Source organism: Photorhabdus bodei, assembly GCF_003287735.1.
Lineage (GTDB): Bacteria > Pseudomonadota > Gammaproteobacteria > Enterobacterales > Enterobacteriaceae > Photorhabdus > Photorhabdus kayaii.
In genome coordinates, this window is the sequence record NZ_NSCM01000001.1 from 161939 (window position 1) to 181438 (window position 19500).

The window sequence follows — 19500 nt, forward strand, 5'->3', positions numbered from 1 at the left end:
AAGGTTTTTGTATTACTTGAAACACTAAATTAAGGCGGGAAATGTTTTCTCGCCTTATTTATTTTAAACTGTGTTAATTCTGCGCTAGGAATTATTACGAGAACGAACACTTCTGTCAGAAAATCTTTGCACTTGGTATGGGAATCCAGCCTTATTCCTCGCGCCGTGAGGAGTAAGAAAAAGCATCCTACGATTTTGATATCTTATTTAGCCTACTACGTAGATCTGCGGGGGCAATATAATAAGTTGTCCGTCTTATTTTTATAGGAAGAAATATATTCATTGCCTCAAGCTCTCTAAGTAATTTTCTGGCTGTATTTTCACTAACATCATATACATTTTGAACCGATTTCACTTTAAACAATCTTCCGGGTTCTTTTACACCTTTTTTAATTAAATCTTTTTGAATGAAGGTTAGCTTATTTTTATACTTTGAATTTTCCAACACATCGACAATTTCATAAAATTCTTTTGTTTTTACTTTTAAATACTCTTGTAATTCATCAAATGCGTTTAGAATAACATTAACATTAAAATCGATAAAATAAGTTAAATCCCCATAATCCTTTTGAACATAAAGATATGACATACCATAGTCCTTAGCGTGCTCCTTGATAACCTTGCTTATTGAAATATATTCAAAAATATCATATCCATTCTTTAGCATATACCAATAAAATATTGCCCTTGCAGTTCTGCCATTCCCGTCTCTAAATGCGTGTTCATACCCCATCATAAAATGAAGAATAATCGCTTTTATTACTGGTGGTATAAATTTCCTGCCATCCTCTCCATTATGATTTTCGTTAACAAAAGCACATAATTCTTCTAACCTATTTTCTAACTCCTTATAGTTTGGCGGGTAAAATAATGGATTGTCATCATTTCCAATGTAGATATCATTACTGCATCTAAATTCCCCCGGTATATTTTCGTTTTCAGATACGCCATTAGTCGCTATTCTGTGAAATTCAAGCATCAGATCCCTTGTAAGGAGTTCTTGTTTTCTTTTATCCGCTAGCTTTAATAACATATAATTATTCAGAATCATTCTCTCATCAGGAGTGCTGGGCGCTAATTCTTCCTCTAGCATTTTTTTTGCGTCAGCTCGGGTAGTTGCCGCACCTTCCAATTGAGCGCTGGTGATGGCTTCTTCCATCAGTAAAGATGATACTAAGTAATTCTGTTGAACATTATCTGATGCTTGAGATCCTGCAATTGCAGCTACTTTACCGGCACCAAGTTGTACAATTTTGTGCAACTTTGGTTCTAGTGCATCATGTATACAAAAACTAAACTCATTCCCGCTTTTATCAAATAAGCCCGTACTTTTTTTTACCTGATCTCTACAGAACTTTACCGCATACCAGATGTGTTCAGCTTCTTTACTAGGAACTCGCCACTTAAGCTGACTCCAATGAAGGTATCTTCCTTGTTTATCAACAATACTATATTCACTGAGGTATTCCCCGAATTTAACAAAATCTAAATTTGAAAAATTAAGTTTAGGTGATTGTTCTACAGGATGTTTTGCCATATTACCTCACATTTTAAAATTTGATGTATAGGTAAGTATGACAGTAAATCCTTAAGGGGATCAACACGAATAAACCAGATTCATGAACTGTTTGAAACATATTGGGATGTCCCGGGTGGTCAAATCCCGATAAAACCACATCATTCTCGTCCCTCAGTCTCTGTTTTTCCTTAAATATCGTGAATCATCAGCGGTGGATTATACCATATTTTAGTAAAATAAGAGGTATAATAAAGTCTCTTAACTATAAAATTTAAACTTAAGAGGTGTATTTGTGGCTCTAATACTTTATACCGAACCAGAGTTGCTGGCAGAACTTGGGCACCGCCTCCGGGAGCATCGGTTACGGCGTAACATGCTCCAGACAGAGCTAGCGCTCAGGAGCGGTATTTCCGTCTCTGCGCTCAAAAAACTTGAAGGCAGCGGACGGGGCACGCTTGAGAATTTCATGAAGGTCGTCTTTACTCTGCGTCTGGAGAACGAAATTAAATCCCTGTTTGCGCCACAACAGATCAGCATTGCACAGCTCGAAGCCATGAAAGCACCGGTTCGCCAGCGCGCCCGGCGAACCCAACGTTCGTCTCGGAAACCCTCCGGCCATGGCCGCGCTCATCAATCAGGAGACTCAAAAAAATGACGACACAAAACTTTCAGTACCGATCACTGAGTCGGCTACAAGTGATCTACAGTGGTCGTGGGGAACAGTGGGTGTTTCCATAGATACTTACGCGAATTTTGAGCACTTTGAGGACTGGCTTCCTGGCTTCATCGCAGATTCCCTGCCGGATGGCTGGGGACGGCTGCTTATGGACCGGTTCCTTCGCCGTAATGCCGCATTAACCGTAATCTGTCTCATCTTAAACGATAAATTCAAGGTGCAGGCCTTCTGAATTCTTCCGTTAATCAGAAGGCCCCGACGGAGGTACTGCACATCAGCCACGTCTCGACTGTCGTCTGAAAAGGATTACAACCCTAACTCAGATAATCCAGGATGATCATCAGGGCGGCGACCTAAAGGCCAATGAAATTTGCGCTCAGATTCTTTTATCGGAAGATCATTAATACAAGCATAACGGTTGTACATCAAACCATCTTCGTTAAATTCCCAATTCTCATTACCATATGAGCGAAACCAGTTACCGGAATCGTCATGCCATTCATAAGCATAACGAACCGCTATTCTATTCTCAGTAAACGCCCAAAGTTCTTTAATCAATCGATATTCATGCTCTTTCGCCCATTTTCTGGCTAATAAGTCCTGAGCTTCTTTACGACTATGTACAAATTCAGCACGATTACGCCAATGGGTATCCAATGAATAAGCCAATGCAACTTTTTCAGGATCACGGCTATTCCATCCATCTTCCGCAAAGCGAACTTTCTGAATAGCGGTTTCACGGGTAAATGGCGGCACCGGCTGGCGAATTTCTTTTGTATTAGACATATTGTCTCCTAATTAAATTTTCCATTAACTCACATCGTATTTATTCAGCAATGCCTCGGCAATATTCATCGCCTCTAAAGCATAATGTGTATCATTCATCACATGCGCAGTTGTAATAGCGCCTTCTATTAAGAGCAGGAGCTTCCTCGCTAAATCCACTGATGAATCCGGCGATATTTCTTCACAAATAGACAGCACGTAAGTAAAAACTTTCTCTTTATGTTCCTTAGCAATTATTCTTACCGGATCATCAGGATTAGGGCGTTCACCAGATGTATTAATAAATGCACATCCTCTAAAATCATCACTTACGAACCATCTTTGTAATACCAAAAAAATATTCAGCAATTTCTCTTTAGGTGTTTTATATTCGGCTATTGATGAGGTAAACCATCGCATCCATCGTTCATCTCGCCGACGAAGAACTTCTTCAATCAACCCCTCTTTCGTACCAAAATAACGATAAATTGTCTTACGTGAAGAACCGGTCGTGCGCGTTATCAGATCGATACCCGTCGCCGCAATCCCCCTTGTGTAAATTAATTCCTCTACAACATCCAACATGTTTTCCCTGATGTTGGGCACCTGCTCACCTTCCATGTTTTTCATGGTAGAACGATCATTCTCCATAGTCAACCTCTTTACTAAAAAAATGGATTTAAATTGTTATCTCTATGATTTAAAAAACAATTATCAATATTTGTCGCCTTTATCATCAAAATTGCTCATTCCCATACGAAAATGCCCTTTAATAATGATCTTATCAGAGAAATGAAGAGATAATATTAAATTTCCTACTGCCATTTCTTGCTTATTATATCAACTAAAAAATAGAAATTTATTTTTAAAAGGAAAAAACAATATCAATATATTATTTTCATAGAATATTTACAATATTCTATTTTATCTCTTTATTGTGAATTATTTTTAATAATAAATTTTTAAGAATATTATTGATAAATATCTTAAAACACTACCAACAATTAGACCAAGAAATAAAATGAATGAAGGGCGAATATCCGCCCTTCTGTCAACCACCAGCTAATTTAACTGTCATACCTTTGGCTTCAAGCAATTGTTTCAATAAATCCCTTTTATCACCTTGAATTTCTATTTCGCCATCCTTTACTGAACCACCACAGCCACATTTTTTCTTCAATTCAGCCGCCAGTTTAATCAGTGTCTGATCATCAGCATCAATCCCGGTAATCACGCAAACCCCTTTTCCTTTACGACCACTGGTTTGACGTTGAATACGAACAATACCATCTCCTTTTGGACGCTGAGATTTAACCGTTTCTTCCTGAATACGCCCTCTGTCTGTGGAATAGACCAACCGAGAATTATTATCTTGCATTAATCACTCCCGCAATAGATTGATTAATTTGACGCAATGCGGCCGCAGGATCGGCGGCACGGGTAATCGGACGCCCAATGACCATATAATCAACACCAGCCAATACCGCCTGTTCTGGCGTCATGATACGGCGCTGATCACCCACATCACTGCCCGTCGGGCGAATTCCGGGAGTAACTAATTGAAAATGCTGACCACAAACCTTTTTCAGTTGCTGAGCTTCATGCGCAGAACAAACCACACCATCCAGCCCACATGCCTGAGCCAGTTTTGCCAACCTTTCAGCCTGTTGCGCTGGTGTCATATCAATCCCAATACCTTGCAGATCCGATTGTTCCATACTGGTTAATACCGTGACAGCAATTAATAACGGCGCATCATGACCATAAGGTAGCAGCGCCTCTTTCGCCGCTGTCATCATTCTGGCACCACCACTCGCATGTACGTTTACCATCCAAACCCCCATCTCAGCAGCAGCAGCTACCGCTCTGGCGGTGGTATTAGGGATATCATGGAATTTCAAATCCAGAAATACTTCAAAACCACGTTGGTGCAGCAACTTAACAAACTGCGGACCATGTAAGGTAAACATCTCTTTACCTACTTTCAGACGGCAATCCTGTGGATCAATTTTATCGGCAAAAGCCAGCGCCGCATCCTGATTGTCGTAATCTAAAGCAACAATGACAGGCGAGCTAACCTGTCTACCGAACGATGTTAAGGTATGAGATGTCATTTTTTAACCTTTTTGACTAACAAAGCAATATTATGGTGACACTGTCACTGACCATCTAATCCACGGATCGGTTTAATCGAATCCCACGAACGGCATGATGGACAGTGCCAATAAAGCGAATGAGAAGTAAAGCCGCACTTATGGCAGCGATAATTAGGTTTGGTGCGAATTTGCTCACCAACCATGTCCCGTAGCAAGATAATACTTTCTTTCGCCCGACCCTCTTCTGCTTCGGCCAGGTGGTAATCCATCAAGCGATAAAATAGGCGCATGGTCGGATGACGCTCCAATCGATGATTGATGTAAGTTTGCGCGACTTCATGCCCTTCTTGCTGCTCGATAATATCAGCCAGCAAAAGCTCGGCCGTTGCCCCACAATCCTCTTCGACACAACGTCTCAGGAAATTTTCCCATTCATCAAGCTGATTCCGATGCTGGTAACACTCCTGGAGAATAGGTAACACCTCACTCACCAATTGTTTATCCTGCTCAAGAACAGATTTTAAAGCATCCGCCGCTTTATTGTACTCTTGCCGGGCCATAAACAGACGCCCCAACATGATAGAAACTCTGGCGCAGTTTTTATCTGCCTGAACCGCTTTATTGAGATAACCGATAGCCTCATCAAGATCATCACCGCTCATCTCCTGTAAAGCGAGTTCACAATAAAAATGCGCAATTTTTTCCCGTAAATCATGTTTGCCGGATTTGACTAATTTCTCAGCAATATCAATGGCTTTTTTCCAATCACTGGTTGCCTGATAAATAGTCAGCAGTGATTGAAACGCATTTTGTCGAAAATCTTTTTCATTCACCAATTGAGAGAACATATTTTCAGCACGATCATACAAACCCGCAGACATATAATCGCGGCCCAATTGTTGCGTCGCAAGCAAACGCTGATCAAATGTCAGAGAAGCGCTTTCCATGAGAGATTGATGAATGCGGATAGCCCGCTCTACTTCTCCCCTGGAACGGAATAGATTCCCCAAAGTCAAATGCGCTTCAAAAGCAGAACTGTCCTCTTTAAGCATTTCAAGAAACAGATCCACGGCTTTATCTTGCTGGTTTGAAAGGAGAAAGTTAACCCCGGTAACATATTCTCGTGATAAGCGATCAGCATTTTGTTGCTTATCCTGTTGAGCACTTCTGCGCCCCATATACCAGCCATAAGCAGCGGCCACAGGAAGCAACAGAAACAACAGCTCTAACATAGGGGTTTATTCCTTGCTAAGTGCAAGCGATGAATGAGTAACCGAAGGTTCAGCAGGTTGCTCCAGTTGCGCTTCAAGTCGCTTAATCTTGCGCTCAGCTCTTCCTAATGACAAACGAGCACGAAGATAAAATAATCCACAGATAACCCAACCTAACACGAAACCGCTAGCAAATAATACAGCCAAAAGTGTAGATATAGAGTAATTCCCTTTAGCAATCAGATAGTTAAATGTAACGATCTGTTCGTTATTTGATCCAAGAGTCATCGAAATGACAAAGATCACCAATACCAGTAATAAAATCAGAAAATATTTCACATTTTTTCCTGTTATCTATTGTTGCTTGGACATTATGCTGGATAACGGCTCATTAAATTAGCATTTCCAGTCTGGATAAAGGAAGCAATTTATCATGATAAATGCGTCTTTCAGCTTTTTTGCGATATCTTCCCATCGATTAAGTGTAAATAAGAAGCAATGACACCGCCAAATCCTTTTTGTCGTTAATCAACCGCCATTTTTCTGAGTGACGACGCGACCATAAAAAAACCACTATAAAAAAACCCACTAAAAGTAGCGACAAACTTGCAGCAAACAGTATATACCTAGAAGGAAAAGCATATCCGGTCTCTCATTGCCAACCTGCCAATAATACAGCTACAGGTGGTAACAATAAAATCAGGGTTGCGATAATAATAGGTTTAGTAAATGGATTCATATCTGGCACCGGATTATTTTATATACCCTATGGATTTCAAGTTGCATCGCGACGGCAAGGGAATGAATCCCCGGGAGCATAGATAACTATGTGACCGGGGTGAGTGAGCGCAGCCAACAAAGAGGCAGCTTGAAAGATGACGGGTATACACATTTTAAAAACTTGTTCAGTGTTAACATGTTAGTGTTATAACAGCCATTTATATATGATTATTTGAAAGTTTTTGACGGATAATTCGCGGTAAATATGGCAAAATATAGCCGCATTATAATCAGAGAAAATCTTTTACGCAGTGTCCGCTGATTTCCCAGACCGGTATTGTTTTTCACATCTATTCTTGTAACGAGTCTGAATCAACATATGAACAATAAAATGCAATTAAAACGAGTCGCTGAGGCCAAGTTACCCACTCCTTGGGGTGATTTTTTAATGGTCGGCTTTGAAGAAATCGCCACAGGTCAAGATCATGTCGCATTAGTATACGGTACTATTTCTGGCAATGAACCTGTTCTTTCCAGGATCCATTCAGAATGTCTGACCGGTGACGCCCTGTTTAGTCTACGTTGTGATTGCGGTTTTCAACTTGAAGCCGCCCTTGCTCAAATTGCTAAAGAAGGGCGAGGTGTATTACTTTATCATCGACAAGAAGGTCGTAATATTGGCTTAATCAATAAAATTCGTGCTTACGCGTTACAGGATAACGGTATCGATACTGTAGAAGCTAACCATCAGTTAGGTTTTGCCGCCGATGAGCGTGATTTCACCTTATGTGCAGATATGTATAAATTACTCGGTGTTCAAGCTATTCGTCTGCTGACAAATAATCCCAAAAAAGTGGAAATTATGACCGAAACAGGTATTAATATTGTAGAACGTGTTCCATTAATTACCGGCCGGAATCCTAAAAATGCTTATTATTTGGATACCAAAGCCAGAAAAATGGGTCATTTGTTACCTGAGCAAAGTTAGTTTCTCAGTAAGCTAGCTGGAAAAGACGGCGCTCAAATAAATCAGTGCCGTCTTTAGTATGATGTATACCCTATGGATTTCAAGATGCATCGCGACGGCAAGGGAGTGAATCCCCGGGAGCATAGCAAACTATGTGACCGGGGTGAGCGAGTGCAGCCAACAAAGAGGCAGCTTGAAAGATAACGGGTATAAAAATTATTTCAGCATGTGACGAATAACATAGTGCAAAATACCACCGTGGTGGAAATAATCTAATTCAGTTCTGGTATCAATACGACACTGAGCATTAATGATTTCCTGACGCCCATCCGAATAAGTCACTTTCACCGGAACAATCTGTCCCGGCTTGAGGTCATTCATCCCTTCAATATCAATTGTCTCATCACCTCGCAGATTTAATGTCTTACGATTTACGCCCTGAGAAAATTCCAATGGCAATACCCCCATACCAATCAGGTTCGAACGGTGAATACGCTCAAATGATTCCGCAATCACCACCCTAACCCCCAATAACCGAGTCCCCTTCGCTGCCCAGTCGCGGCTCGAACCAGAACCATATTCTTTGCCTGCAATGATAGCCAATGGTGTTTTTTCTTCCTGATAACGCATAGCCGCATCATAAATCGCTAATTGTGTCTGTGATGGAATATGGCGGGTATATCCTCCTTCGATACCAGAAATCATCTCATTACGGATACGGATATTAGCAAACGTTCCACGCATCATGACTTCATGATTACCGCGCCTTGAGCCGTAGGAGTTAAAATCCTTAGGTTCAACCCCATGTTCTTGAAGATAACGCCCTGCCGGGCTGTCAGCTTTGATATTCCCCGCCGGAGAAATATGGTCTGTGGTTACAGAATCCCCAAGAATAGCCAATATATTCGCGCCGTGAATATCCGTTATCGCTTCAGGTTCTGCTGTCATTTCACTAAAGAACGGTGGGTGGCGAATATAAGTAGAATCAAGCTGGAAGTGATAAGTTGCAGAACTCGCAACATCCAGCGACTGCCATGTTTCATCACCATCAAAGACTTCCGCATACTCTTTGTGAAACATATCAGCCTTAATTTGATCAACCGCTTTAGCAATTTCTTTGCTATCAGGCCAGATATCCTTCAAATAGACATCATTGCCTTGTTGATCCTGACCAAGAGGATCTTTAGTCAAATCCTTTTTCATGTTTCCGGATAAAGCATACGCCACGACTAACGGCGGCGACGCTAGCCAGTTAGTTTTTATCAGAGGATGGATACGGCCTTCAAAGTTTCGGTTGCCAGAAAGGACGGCACCGACGGTAAGATCAGCTTGCTTAATCGCCGCTTCAATAGATTCATGCAGTGGCCCAGAGTTACCAATGCAAGTTGTACAACCATAACCTACCAGATTGAAGCCCAGTTGCTCCAGATACGGCATCAAGCCCGCCAGTTCAAGGTAATCCGTCACCACTTTCGAGCCTGGCGCCAGTGAGGTTTTCACCCACGGTTGGCGTTTAAGCCCCTTCTCAACCGCTTTTTTCGCCAACAACCCCGCGGCCATCAGCACAGTGGGATTAGATGTGTTGGTACAGGAAGTAATCGCAGCAATGACGACAGCCCCCTCTTCTAACTCATACTTCTGGTTATCCAGATTAACTGGCGCTGAGATGGCTTTCCCCTGGGATTTATTCATTTCCAGATCAACGGATGATTGAAATACTTGAGGTACTCGCGCTAAAGCCACCCTGTCTTGTGGACGTTTCGGTCCAGCGAGGCTCGCTTCCACCGTCGACATGTCCAGCTCAAGACTACTGGTAAATACCGGTTCATCACCAGGATTTCGCCATAATCCTTGGATCTTACAATAAGCTTCTACCAGCTCAATCTGCTGTTCTATACGCCCTGTCAATCGCATATAGCTCAGGGTAATATCATCTACCGGGAAGAAACCGCAAGTTGCACCATATTCCGGTGACATATTGGCAATGGTTGCCCTGTCTGCCAGCGGCAAATCAGCTAACCCATCCCCATAAAATTCAACAAATTTCCCGACCACACCATGGGCACGCAGCATCTGAGTCACTGTCAGTACAAGGTCTGTTGCAGTAATCCCTTCGCGTAACTTGCCGGTAAGTTTAAAACCCACCACATCAGGAATAAGCATGGAAACAGGTTGTCCTAACATGGCCGCTTCAGCTTCAATACCGCCCACCCCCCATCCTAGAACACCGAGACCATTGATCATGGTGGTATGAGAATCGGTACCAACCAAGGTATCAGGATAAGCCAACTCTCGTCCGTTATGCATTTCATGCCAAACCGTTTTACCCAGGTATTCCAGGTTTACCTGATGGCAAATCCCGGTTCCGGGCGGGACAACACGAAAACGGTTAAAAGCTTTTTGCCCCCAACGCAGAAAGAGATAACGCTCGTAGTTACGTTCCATTTCTAATTGAACATTTTGTTCAAAGGCTTTTTCCGTGCCGAATTTATCCACCATAACTGAATGGTCAATAACCAAATCAACGGGTGATAGTGGATTAACTTGTTCAACATTACCACCAAGGCGCTGAACCGCTTCTCTCATGGCCGCTAAATCAACAACGGCAGGCACTCCGGTGAAATCCTGCATTAATACACGTGCCGGCCGGTAAGCAATTTCTCTGTCTGCATGGCCGGTATTTTGCCAATCAACAATTGCTTTCAAATCATCATCAACAACAGAATTGCCATCGATATTGCGAAGAAGATTTTCCAGAAGAACTTTCAGTGATTTGGGCAAACGGGAAATATCACCCAAATGTTTAGCAACCAGTGGTAAGCTGTAATAATCATATTGTTTACTTGCAGCGGAAAGTGTTGAAACACAAACTTTTTTTAAATCAAACGACATAACTCCTCCTTCTTCTTATACTGGCATAACTCAAAACAACCTTAGTGCCTAGCCGTTAATGATAATGGCACAAATTAAACATAACATATAAGCAAATATTTGCTTCTCATTACCGCACAATGAATCAATTCAGTGTAACTATCAGAATTTCAGTAATAAATTTTGATAATTTAGTCGAGTAAACAATCGAATGATAATCAGCTAGAATTAACCCGCTGACAATTCAATTGGATTCAAATTATCAATAAAAAAACAAGGACAAAATAATGGATATAAAAAACGCAATTACAAATAATCAGGAACATATCGCAAAAATCAATGAAGCTAATACGTTTTTTCACATCGACGACGCTTATTTTAGTATAGAAAATACCAATAAATATAATGAAAAGGATGGTTTAGTTCAGTTCATTATAGCCAAACAATTATCTGATAAACCAGAAATAATAGATAAAACTAATTCCTTAAGTCAAACATTAATTGTACTATCCTCCATCGCAACCAATTATGTCAATAAATACGCGGAAAAGTATGGAGAGCAATATAAAACAGATATGGACTTTTGGACTAAAGTCGTTAACAAATTACCTCTAATGGGTACTAGCAAAGTTGAATCTAAAAATTACACCGATTCATTAAATGGTTTAAGCATCTCAAAAAGTTTCCTTAATTTCATTATGAATGTGGTTGTATTCGAAAATACAGATATGCTGCCAGATTTCGCTAAGTTTCTTACCAAGCAAGGGGAAACGATTCGTTTGGGCATACGGAAAAATAAAGGCTTCTATTCTACTGTGACACTAACGATTGCTATCGATACCTTGATTGTAGGAGAGAAGACCGTATATATTCCGAAACTAAAACTTTATCGAGTTAATTTTGATAGCACTAATTCAAACTTTTTATCAAGTTGTGCTTCTAATGAAAATATCTATATTGATTTTGAGTATTCATCCTTAATATCGGTTTTAGACTATGAGGCGCTCGAAAATCCTGAGATTAAAGCCAGTTTTGATAATTTCATCAACAAACAAAGAAAAACATCAATAGAAGATTCTGATGATTTCTTCAGTGGTGAGTTTGAACCGATCTGATAAGCAAAATTAGGGAGCCAATAGCAATCATTAGCTCCCTAATTATTTCATTATACGATTGGTAATTTGATATCTTTGAACATGACTTCGATATCTTCATTTGAGCGTAAAGCAACTGCCTGATCAATAACATCACGCGTCAGGTGAGGCGCAAAACGCCACATAAAATCATACATGTAGCTGCGCAAGAAACTACTGCGACGAAAACCAATCTTAGTTGTGCTGTAGCTGAATTTATCACGCATATCAATGCAAACAAGGTCATTATCCTGCACCGGATCAACCGCCATGTTGGCAATAACCCCCACACCTAATCCTAACCGGACATAAGTTTTAATGACATCGGCATCCGTCGCAGTGAAAACAATTTTAGGCTTTAAGCCCACTTTATCGAACGCGACATCTAACTCAGAACGACCGGTAAAACCAAATGTATAAGTGACCAGTTGATATTCAGCCAGTTCTTCAATTGAAACACTCTCTTTACCTGCCAGCGGGTGATCCGACGTGACCACCAGCGTCCTGTTCCAATGGTAACAAGGCAACATTATCAAGTCTTCATATAAATGCAGTGCCTCAGTTGCAATAGCAAAATCAGCACTACCTTTACTGACAGCTTCAGCAATTTGTGTTGGCGACCCCTGATGCATGTGTAAAGAGACCTGCGGATAACGTTCAATAAAGCCTTTAATCACAGGAGGTAATGCATAACGGGCCTGTGTATGAGTAGTAGCGATATATAGCGAACCACGATTCGGATAAGTATGTTCACTAGCAACTGACCGTATTGCATCAATCTTAGATAATACTTCACGAGAAATTCGGACAACCTCTTCACCTGCGGGAGTAACATGTGTCAGGTGTTTACCACTACGGGAAAAAATCTGAATACCTAATTCATCTTCAAGCATTCTGACCTGCTTACTGATACCGGGTTGAGAGGTATACAGTCCTTCTGCCGTAGATGAAACATTGAGGTTGTGGTTTACCACCTCCACGATGTAACGAAGCTGTTGCAATTTCATATAAACACCATCCCAAAATAAACGCTGTGAACAATTATGACTTAGAAATCTGGACTGATATTGCTGTTTGCTATTTATTATAACGAATAGAAATAATATTGTTGTCGCATATAACCACTATAACACGATTATATATTTATATAACGAATAATTAAAAATTCATAATGAATGTTTAACCGGATTCTAATTCATATATTTTAAGATAATGCCAATAGGCGAAAAAAGCCAACCTATAAGGTTGGCTTAATAGAAGAAAATAATCCCTTTTCTGAGAAAAAGAGAGTGTTGATTCTGTCAGAAATTGTTACTTTTTGTCTTTCTCAACCCATTTCCCATCAACATAAAACACACTCCACCCCGTTGCCTTGCCATTTTTCTCTGAAGAAGCATATTGCTGCTTAGTCTTACGGCTAAAACGGATAACTGCTTTATTACCTTCAGCATCCGCCACGGGCGCATCAGCCAGATAGCGTAATTTCTCCGGCAAACGTTCTTTAAAACGCGCTAACTCTTCTACCAACGGCGCTCTGGTTTCTCTGGATTTAGGGAAAGTATTTGCTGCTAAAAATACACCGGCCGCACCATCACGCAATACAAAATAGGCATCAGATTTTTCACAAGGAAGCTCTGGTAGCGGAACCGGATCCTCTTTTGGTGGCGCGACTTCTCCACTGCGCAAGATTTTGCGGGTATTTTTACAAGTTTCATTGGTGCAGCCCATGTATTTACCAAAACGCCCCATTTTCAAGTGCATTTCAGCGCCACATTTATCACATTCGATAACAGGACCGTCATATCCCTTAATGCGAAATTCACCCTCTTCCACTTTGTAGCCATCACAAGCCGGGTTATTACCACAAACATGTAACTTACGTTGGCTATCAATAAGGTAACTGTCCATCGCTGTACCACATTTTTTACAGCGACGACGGGCGCGCAATGCGTTGGTTTCCGCCTCATCCCCTTCCAAGACATTAAGAATTTCATTTTCAGGGATAAGGTTTATCGTCTGCTTACAACGCTCTTTAGGTGATAACGCATAACCAGAACAACCCAAGAAAACACCAGTGGTTGCCGTTCGAATGCCCATAGAGCGCTGACATGTCGGGCACTCAATAGAGGTAATTACCATCGGATTAGGCCGCATACCGCCATCTTCCGGCTCTTTATTGGCGACGTCTAGCTGTTCACTAAAATCTGTGAAAAACTCATCCAGAATCCCTTTCCATTCGGCTTTGTTACTTGCAACCTGATCAAGCTGATCTTCCATTCGCGCAGTAAAATCATAACTCATCAGCTCGTTGAAATTTTCTTCCAGACGATCAGTAACAATTTCTCCCATTTTCTCCGAGTAAAAACGGCGACTCTCCACGCGAACATAACCACGCTCCTGAATCGTGGAGATAATGGAAGCATAAGTGGATGGGCGACCAATACTGCGTTTCTCCAGCTCTTTAACCAGGGATGCCTCACTGTAACGTGCCGGTGGTTTGGTGAAGTGCTGGCTTGGGATCAGTTGTTGCAAATCAAGTTCTATACCAATTTCAACAACCGGCAACGTGTGGTCTTCATCACCTTTGCGCAACACAGGCATCACTTTTGTCCAGCCATCAAAACGCAGTGTACGACCTTTGGCCCGCAATTCAAAATCACCCGCCTGTACCATCAATGTTGTGGAATCGTATTTCGCCGGTGTCATCTGACAAGCCACAAACTGACGCCAGATTAGCTGATACAGCTTCTGTGCATCCGCATCCATGTCTTTCAGTTGCTCTGCCATGATATCAACACTGGAAGGACGAATCGCTTCATGCGCTTCCTGTGAATTCTCTTTACTGCTGTAAGTATTGGCTGCTTTTGGCAGGTATTTATCGCCAAAATTATCACTGATATAACCACGAACCATATCCAGCGCATCCTGACTCAAGTTAGTTGAATCGGTACGCATATAAGTAATATATCCGGCCTCATACAAACGCTGAGCCATCATCATGGTCTTTTTAACACCAAACCCTAAACGCGTGCTGGCCGCCTGTTGCAATGTAGATGTGATAAACGGCGCACTCGGTTTACTGGAGGTTGGACGATCTTCACGATCGATCACTTTGTAACGGGCTTTTTCCAGTAAAGAGACGGCGGCTTGAGTTTGTTCACTATTAACCGGCTTAAACGGTTTACCCTGCTGATGGGTCACTTCCATATGCAGTGAAATTTCGCCTTTCGCCAGCAAATCAGCATGTAATTGCCAATATTCTACCGGTACAAACGCTTTAATTTCACGCTCTCTTTCTACTACAAGGCGCACCGCCACCGATTGCACACGACCGGCAGATAGCCCTCTAGCCACCTTTTTCCACAGTAGCGGAGAAACCATATAACCCACGACTCGATCCATAAAACGGCGAGCTTGTTGAGCATTTATCCGGTGAATATTTAATTCACCCGGATTATCAAATGCCTGTTTAATGGCATTTTTAGTGATTTCATTAAAAACAACCCGGCTAAAACGATCGCCATCACCGCCAATCACTTCCCGCAAGTGCCATGCAATGGCTTCTCCCTCTCGGTCAAGATCCGTTGCGAGATAAACATGATCAACTTTTTCAGCCAGTGATTTTAGCTCTGCCACGACCTTCTCTTTGCCCGGCAAAATCTGATAATTCGCTTCCCAACCACGGTATGGATCAACGCCCATGCGGTTGACTAATGCAGCTTTCTCATCTTTTTTAACCTTCTTCTTAGACTTATCGGTAGATGAGCTCGAACTCTTTTGGCTGGCTGAGCCACTGGTCGGCAAATCACGGATATGACCAACGCTGGATTTCACCACGTAGTCACTCCCCAAATATTTGTTGATCGTTTTGGCCTTTGCCGGGGACTCCACTATTACAAGAGCTTTACCCATAGTTATCTTTACCTAATTATCTTTTCAGATGGTGGAATTCACTGCGCCATATCACGGTATTTAAAACCTCTTTTTATATTGCGATAGATTCTCAATATATCAACTCATTTTTATTCAGTTGATTTTCCCAAACTCGAAACATATTGAATTATCTAAGGTATTTTAGATACCGCCCATGATCTATGCAAATGAATGAAGCGATCACCGTAAACAAAATCTTCCATCTGCATGATGAAAAGTTCACACTCTACCTGATAAAAAATGATGCGCAACAAATTATTTTTGATTAAGGATAGAAAAAGATAAAACAGAACAACACCGATTAAAGGTGAACAATGACTAAAAAAAGCCAGCGATATTATCCACCAACGTGAAGATTTTATTCATGGCATGTATATAAGTAGCGTAAAACAAAAAGGAAATGTATTAGTATTAATGGTGAATTTTTTCTAAGGGAAAATGGTTTACCCACAGTAAAAAGTACTGCTATTTTCAATATGTTCAAACACCTGACGCATATCCTGTCGAAACAATATTATCTCGAAAATTAATAACAAAAATTTATTGAGCAACGAATAGGCAGATATATAAAAACGATATATACCCTATAGATTTCAAGATGCATCGCGACGGCAAGGGAGCGAGTCCCCGGGAGCATAGATAACTATGTGACCGGGGTGAGTGAGTGCAGCCAACAAAGAGGCAACTTGAAAGGTGACAGGTATAAAAATATATCTGCCGGGTATAAAACAGCTCTGACGGTAAACTACAACACTTCTAAGGTGAGATCAGAGAGAAAACCCGCCATCAAACGATTAAACAGCTCTGGTGCTTCCCAAAATGGCCCATGTCCCAAGTTGAGCAAGTTATACACCTGACCAGTCCAGAGATTTTTGTAGGTTATCCCGTTAATGTAATCAATATTAACGAATAAATCTTCTGCGCCATTAACGATAGCCAGTGGTGTTGGGTTTGTTTCAACCAATAACCGTTGATCCATAACGTCCGGTGAAACCGACGCTTCAGACATATACTGCCGGGCCAAACCATCGGTCCGCGCCACTGCGGATCTCAAAAATGGCTCACAAAGTGCGTTTTCTCCATACAACGCCAGAGTATAATCCGTAATCTCCTCTTCTGTCAGCGAAGCCTTACCCGATATTGCCATAAACCGGCTTGGTTTAAATCCAAGACTGACATTCTCCGCGCCTGGACTAACCGGCGGCGTGCCACAAATCATTAGCCCAACAACCCCTGGGAATCGCGGGATCAGCTCTAAACCGATATGTCCCCCCAGTGACCATCCGAAAACGGCAACTTTATCGATGCCTAATTTTTCCAGTACTTCGATGATGCAAAGAGCATAACCAGGTATCGAATAGGTCCGGCGAGGGTCCACTGCATTTGATGAAGCACCGTGCCCTGGTAAATCAATCGCTAAAATCCGGTATTCGTCACCAAAACAGTTAATTTGATGGCGAAAAACGTCTTTGCAACTCGAATTACCGTGTATAAGGAGGACCGGTAACCCATCACCTCCCGTATCAGCAACAGAGATGACAGCATGACTGGTATGAATATCGTATTGTGAAATAGCCATAATACTTTATTTCCTTATGAATATTATTGTAAGTTGCCATTCTTCGGGAATTTTCATAATGCGTTTAAAGACGCCAATAACGCTGTGCAAAAGTGACTTGTATTTATTTGAAAATCAGCCAGACAGAACACATAAACGCAAAGCCAGAGTATCAACTATTGGTGTAGAAAAGCCTGCGGCTCATCACAAGCAGGAAGGGGGATGTAAAGCAAATTATGTAACACCTGTAATATTTTAACAGGGCCAAAATACCTGACTTTTCAGAGGAATAACATCATGAGAATAAGCGTCACTCTATTCAATTAGCACTACAATTAAGCAATATATCAAGGTACCCCTGAACGTCGAAATAGAACGCCTTGGGGTACGCCAAGATAATTGATTCAAAATAGCGGAACTTTAATTAAAGCAGAGGCTTCTCCCCTCTTTGCCACCAGCGCAATAATAGTTTATCAATACTTTCCATTGCATTGCCGGTGAAACGCTCTACCATGCGTTTACGGCGTGTATAACTGACACCAATAACTTCACAGTTATCTATTTGAGCGATCAACAAATCATCGCTGACACCAATTTCGTCAATCAATCCCTTCTCTTTCGCCTGTGAGCCGTACCAGTATTCGCCTGTCGCCACACTCTCCACGTCAAGTGATGGGCGATGAGTATGAATAAACGATTTGAATAGTTCGTGAGTCTGATTCAGATCTTCCTGAAACTTTTTCCGACCCTGCTCTGTATTTTCCCCCAACACAGTCAGTGTACGTTTATATTCACCAGCCGTATGGAGTTCCACATCAATATCATTTTTCTTCAATAACTTATGAATGTTCGGAATCTGAGCGACCACGCCAATAGAACCAATAATGGCAAAGGGTGCAGCAACTACACGATCAGCAACACAAGCCATCATATAGCCCCCACTGGCAGCAACTTTATCTACGGCGATAGTCAAGCGAATCCCTTTCTGACGCAAACGGGCAAGCTGAGAAGCCGCCAATCCATAGCCATGCACCATGCCTCCGGGACTTTCCAGACGTAACAACACTTCATCTTTTGCATCTGCCACGGCCAGAATTGCGCTAATCTCTTCACGTAATGAATCGACTTCATGTGCATCCATACTTCCTTTAAAATCCAGCACATAAAGACAAGGTTTCTGTAACCCTTTATGACCGGCCTTAGCGTCACTCTTCTTCTGCTTGGATTCGAGCTTTTGTTGCTTATTAAACGCTTTCCGCCAGATTTTTCCTTCCGCTTCCGTCATACGTGCCCGCTGCATTTGACGCTGTTTATCCCGATATGATTCACCAAGGTCGGTGAGTTTCAGTTCTCCTTTTAGCGAGGATTTCCGCATTCCCATGCCAATACCGAATATTGCCAAAGCAATAACAGCCAACACCAATGTAACTACTTTGGCTAAAAACAACCCGTAAAGAGATAAGTACTCCACAAAATCCACCTTTTGTTTCTTAGACTATGAATTTACAATAAATGCATTTAATTTTTTTCATTTAAAAACAATATATTATAATTAATTCTCATTCAATAAATACGAATATGTACAAATAAAAACGTCCAGTATATCGGCCTCAGTAGCTAATTCTACACCATTAGATAGAGAAATGGGGGACCAGTTCAAAAATGAGGGATTAGATTGCAGAATCACAAAAACCCGGCGTTTCAACCAAGCACTATGACTGTTACCACTACCTGACTGTTACAACTACTTGATCGTTACAACTATCTGAAAGAGAAGCAGGAAATTATCGAACAATGGGAAAAGAGACCGTTATCGCTATAGATGATGCAATGGTTCGCTGACTACATTGATAAGACGTCGGGAATAATATACCCCAAACTTCATTAATGAGAGAAAAAGACTATGATATTCATTTTATTAAATGTAGTAAAATTGACTGTTTTCTTTATATTATTTGCAATATTTAGTTATTTTTTTATTTCAGGAAAAAACGTAAAAAACAGTAATATTATCGGTGTTATCTGCCGTTGTTTTTATTCCAGTTGAGATT

At 41.3% G+C, this 19500-nt stretch carries 16 protein-coding genes and 1 pseudogene; 5 read left to right on the forward strand and 12 right to left on the reverse strand.

Translation table 11 applies throughout. From position 1 onward, the window contains the following. Window positions 1-187: 187 nt before the first annotated feature. On the reverse strand, window positions 188-1537 hold the full coding sequence (locus CKY02_RS00645; protein ID WP_112893839.1) for a Fic family protein: 1350 nt from the start codon (window positions 1535-1537) through the stop codon (window positions 188-190). Window positions 1538-1892: 355 nt separating this feature from the next. Between CKY02_RS00645 and CKY02_RS00650 the strand changes: the two genes are divergently transcribed. Together CKY02_RS00650 and CKY02_RS00655 are read left to right on the forward strand one after the other, a co-directional pair. Next, a complete protein-coding gene (locus CKY02_RS00650; protein WP_238399053.1) occupies window positions 1893-2174 on the forward strand; it encodes a DNA-binding protein in 282 nt (93 codons plus the stop codon). Further along, a complete protein-coding gene (locus CKY02_RS00655; protein ID WP_238399054.1) occupies window positions 2137-2427 on the forward strand; it encodes a hypothetical protein in 291 nt (96 codons plus the stop codon). The genes CKY02_RS00650 and CKY02_RS00655 overlap by 38 nt, the downstream gene beginning before the upstream one ends. Before the next feature lie 74 nt (window positions 2428-2501). Here the strand turns inward: CKY02_RS00655 and CKY02_RS00660 are convergent, their stop codons facing one another. The 6 genes from CKY02_RS00660 to CKY02_RS00685 all read right to left on the reverse strand — a co-directional run bounded on the left by CKY02_RS00660 (window position 2502) and on the right by CKY02_RS00685 (window position 6606). Next, window positions 2502-2981: a nuclear transport factor 2 family protein gene (locus CKY02_RS00660; protein WP_112893841.1), complete on the reverse strand. Its 480-nt coding sequence runs from the start codon at window positions 2979-2981 to the stop codon at window positions 2502-2504. A gap of 24 nt (window positions 2982-3005) precedes the next feature. Beyond that, window positions 3006-3611 (reverse strand): TetR/AcrR family transcriptional regulator, encoded by a 606-nt coding sequence (locus CKY02_RS00665; RefSeq protein WP_112893842.1) that lies wholly within the window; start codon window positions 3609-3611, stop codon window positions 3006-3008. Window positions 3612-4011: 400 nt separating this feature from the next. Beyond that, window positions 4012-4338 carry a stress response translation initiation inhibitor YciH gene (gene yciH, locus CKY02_RS00670; protein WP_112879392.1) on the reverse strand — a complete coding sequence of 109 codons (327 nt, stop codon included), beginning with the start codon at window positions 4336-4338 and terminating at the stop codon, window positions 4012-4014. After that, window positions 4328-5074 carry an orotidine-5'-phosphate decarboxylase gene (gene pyrF, locus CKY02_RS00675; protein ID WP_112893843.1) on the reverse strand — a complete coding sequence of 249 codons (747 nt, stop codon included), beginning with the start codon at window positions 5072-5074 and terminating at the stop codon, window positions 4328-4330. The genes yciH and pyrF overlap by 11 nt, the downstream gene beginning before the upstream one ends. Before the next feature lie 44 nt (window positions 5075-5118). After that, a complete protein-coding gene (lapB, locus tag CKY02_RS00680) occupies window positions 5119-6288 on the reverse strand; it encodes a lipopolysaccharide assembly protein LapB (protein WP_112879394.1) in 1170 nt (389 codons plus the stop codon). A 6-nt stretch (window positions 6289-6294) separates the two neighbouring features. Then, window positions 6295-6606 (reverse strand): LapA family protein, encoded by a 312-nt coding sequence (locus CKY02_RS00685; protein WP_112893844.1) that lies wholly within the window; start codon window positions 6604-6606, stop codon window positions 6295-6297. Between the two features lie 772 nt (window positions 6607-7378). Here CKY02_RS00685 and ribA point away from each other — a divergent pair. Beyond that, the gene (gene ribA / locus CKY02_RS00690; protein ID WP_112893845.1) at window positions 7379-7975 is read left to right on the forward strand and encodes a GTP cyclohydrolase II; all 597 of its coding nucleotides are present in this window, start codon (window positions 7379-7381) and stop codon (window positions 7973-7975) included. Window positions 7976-8170: 195 nt separating this feature from the next. Here ribA and acnA read toward each other — a convergent pair whose 3' ends face one another. Then, window positions 8171-10846: an aconitate hydratase AcnA gene (gene acnA, locus CKY02_RS00695; protein WP_112893846.1), complete on the reverse strand. Its 2676-nt coding sequence runs from the start codon at window positions 10844-10846 to the stop codon at window positions 8171-8173. Window positions 10847-11112: 266 nt separating this feature from the next. Between acnA and CKY02_RS00700 the strand changes: the two genes are divergently transcribed. Then, window positions 11113-11940 (forward strand): hypothetical protein, encoded by an 828-nt coding sequence (locus tag CKY02_RS00700; RefSeq protein WP_112893847.1) that lies wholly within the window; start codon window positions 11113-11115, stop codon window positions 11938-11940. Between the two features lie 50 nt (window positions 11941-11990). Here CKY02_RS00700 and cysB read toward each other — a convergent pair whose 3' ends face one another. Both cysB and topA read right to left on the reverse strand, forming a co-directional pair. Continuing rightward, on the reverse strand, window positions 11991-12965 hold the full coding sequence (cysB, locus tag CKY02_RS00705) for an HTH-type transcriptional regulator CysB (protein ID WP_112879399.1): 975 nt from the start codon (window positions 12963-12965) through the stop codon (window positions 11991-11993). A gap of 304 nt (window positions 12966-13269) precedes the next feature. Beyond that, window positions 13270-15870: a type I DNA topoisomerase gene (topA, locus tag CKY02_RS00710; protein ID WP_112879400.1), complete on the reverse strand. Its 2601-nt coding sequence runs from the start codon at window positions 15868-15870 to the stop codon at window positions 13270-13272. Window positions 15871-16221: 351 nt separating this feature from the next. Here topA and CKY02_RS00715 point away from each other — a divergent pair. After that, window positions 16222-16421 (forward strand): annotated as a pseudogene (locus tag CKY02_RS00715) (DUF2498 family protein); the annotation flags it as partial. A 215-nt stretch (window positions 16422-16636) separates the two neighbouring features. On the opposite strand, the gene CKY02_RS00720 reads toward CKY02_RS00715, so the two are convergent. Beyond that, window positions 16637-17470 (reverse strand): alpha/beta fold hydrolase, encoded by an 834-nt coding sequence (locus tag CKY02_RS00720; RefSeq protein ID WP_112893848.1) that lies wholly within the window; start codon window positions 17468-17470, stop codon window positions 16637-16639. A 403-nt stretch (window positions 17471-17873) separates the two neighbouring features. After that, window positions 17874-18920 (reverse strand): protease SohB, encoded by a 1047-nt coding sequence (sohB, locus tag CKY02_RS00725; RefSeq protein ID WP_112894009.1) that lies wholly within the window; start codon window positions 18918-18920, stop codon window positions 17874-17876. Window positions 18921-19500 lie beyond the last annotated feature (580 nt).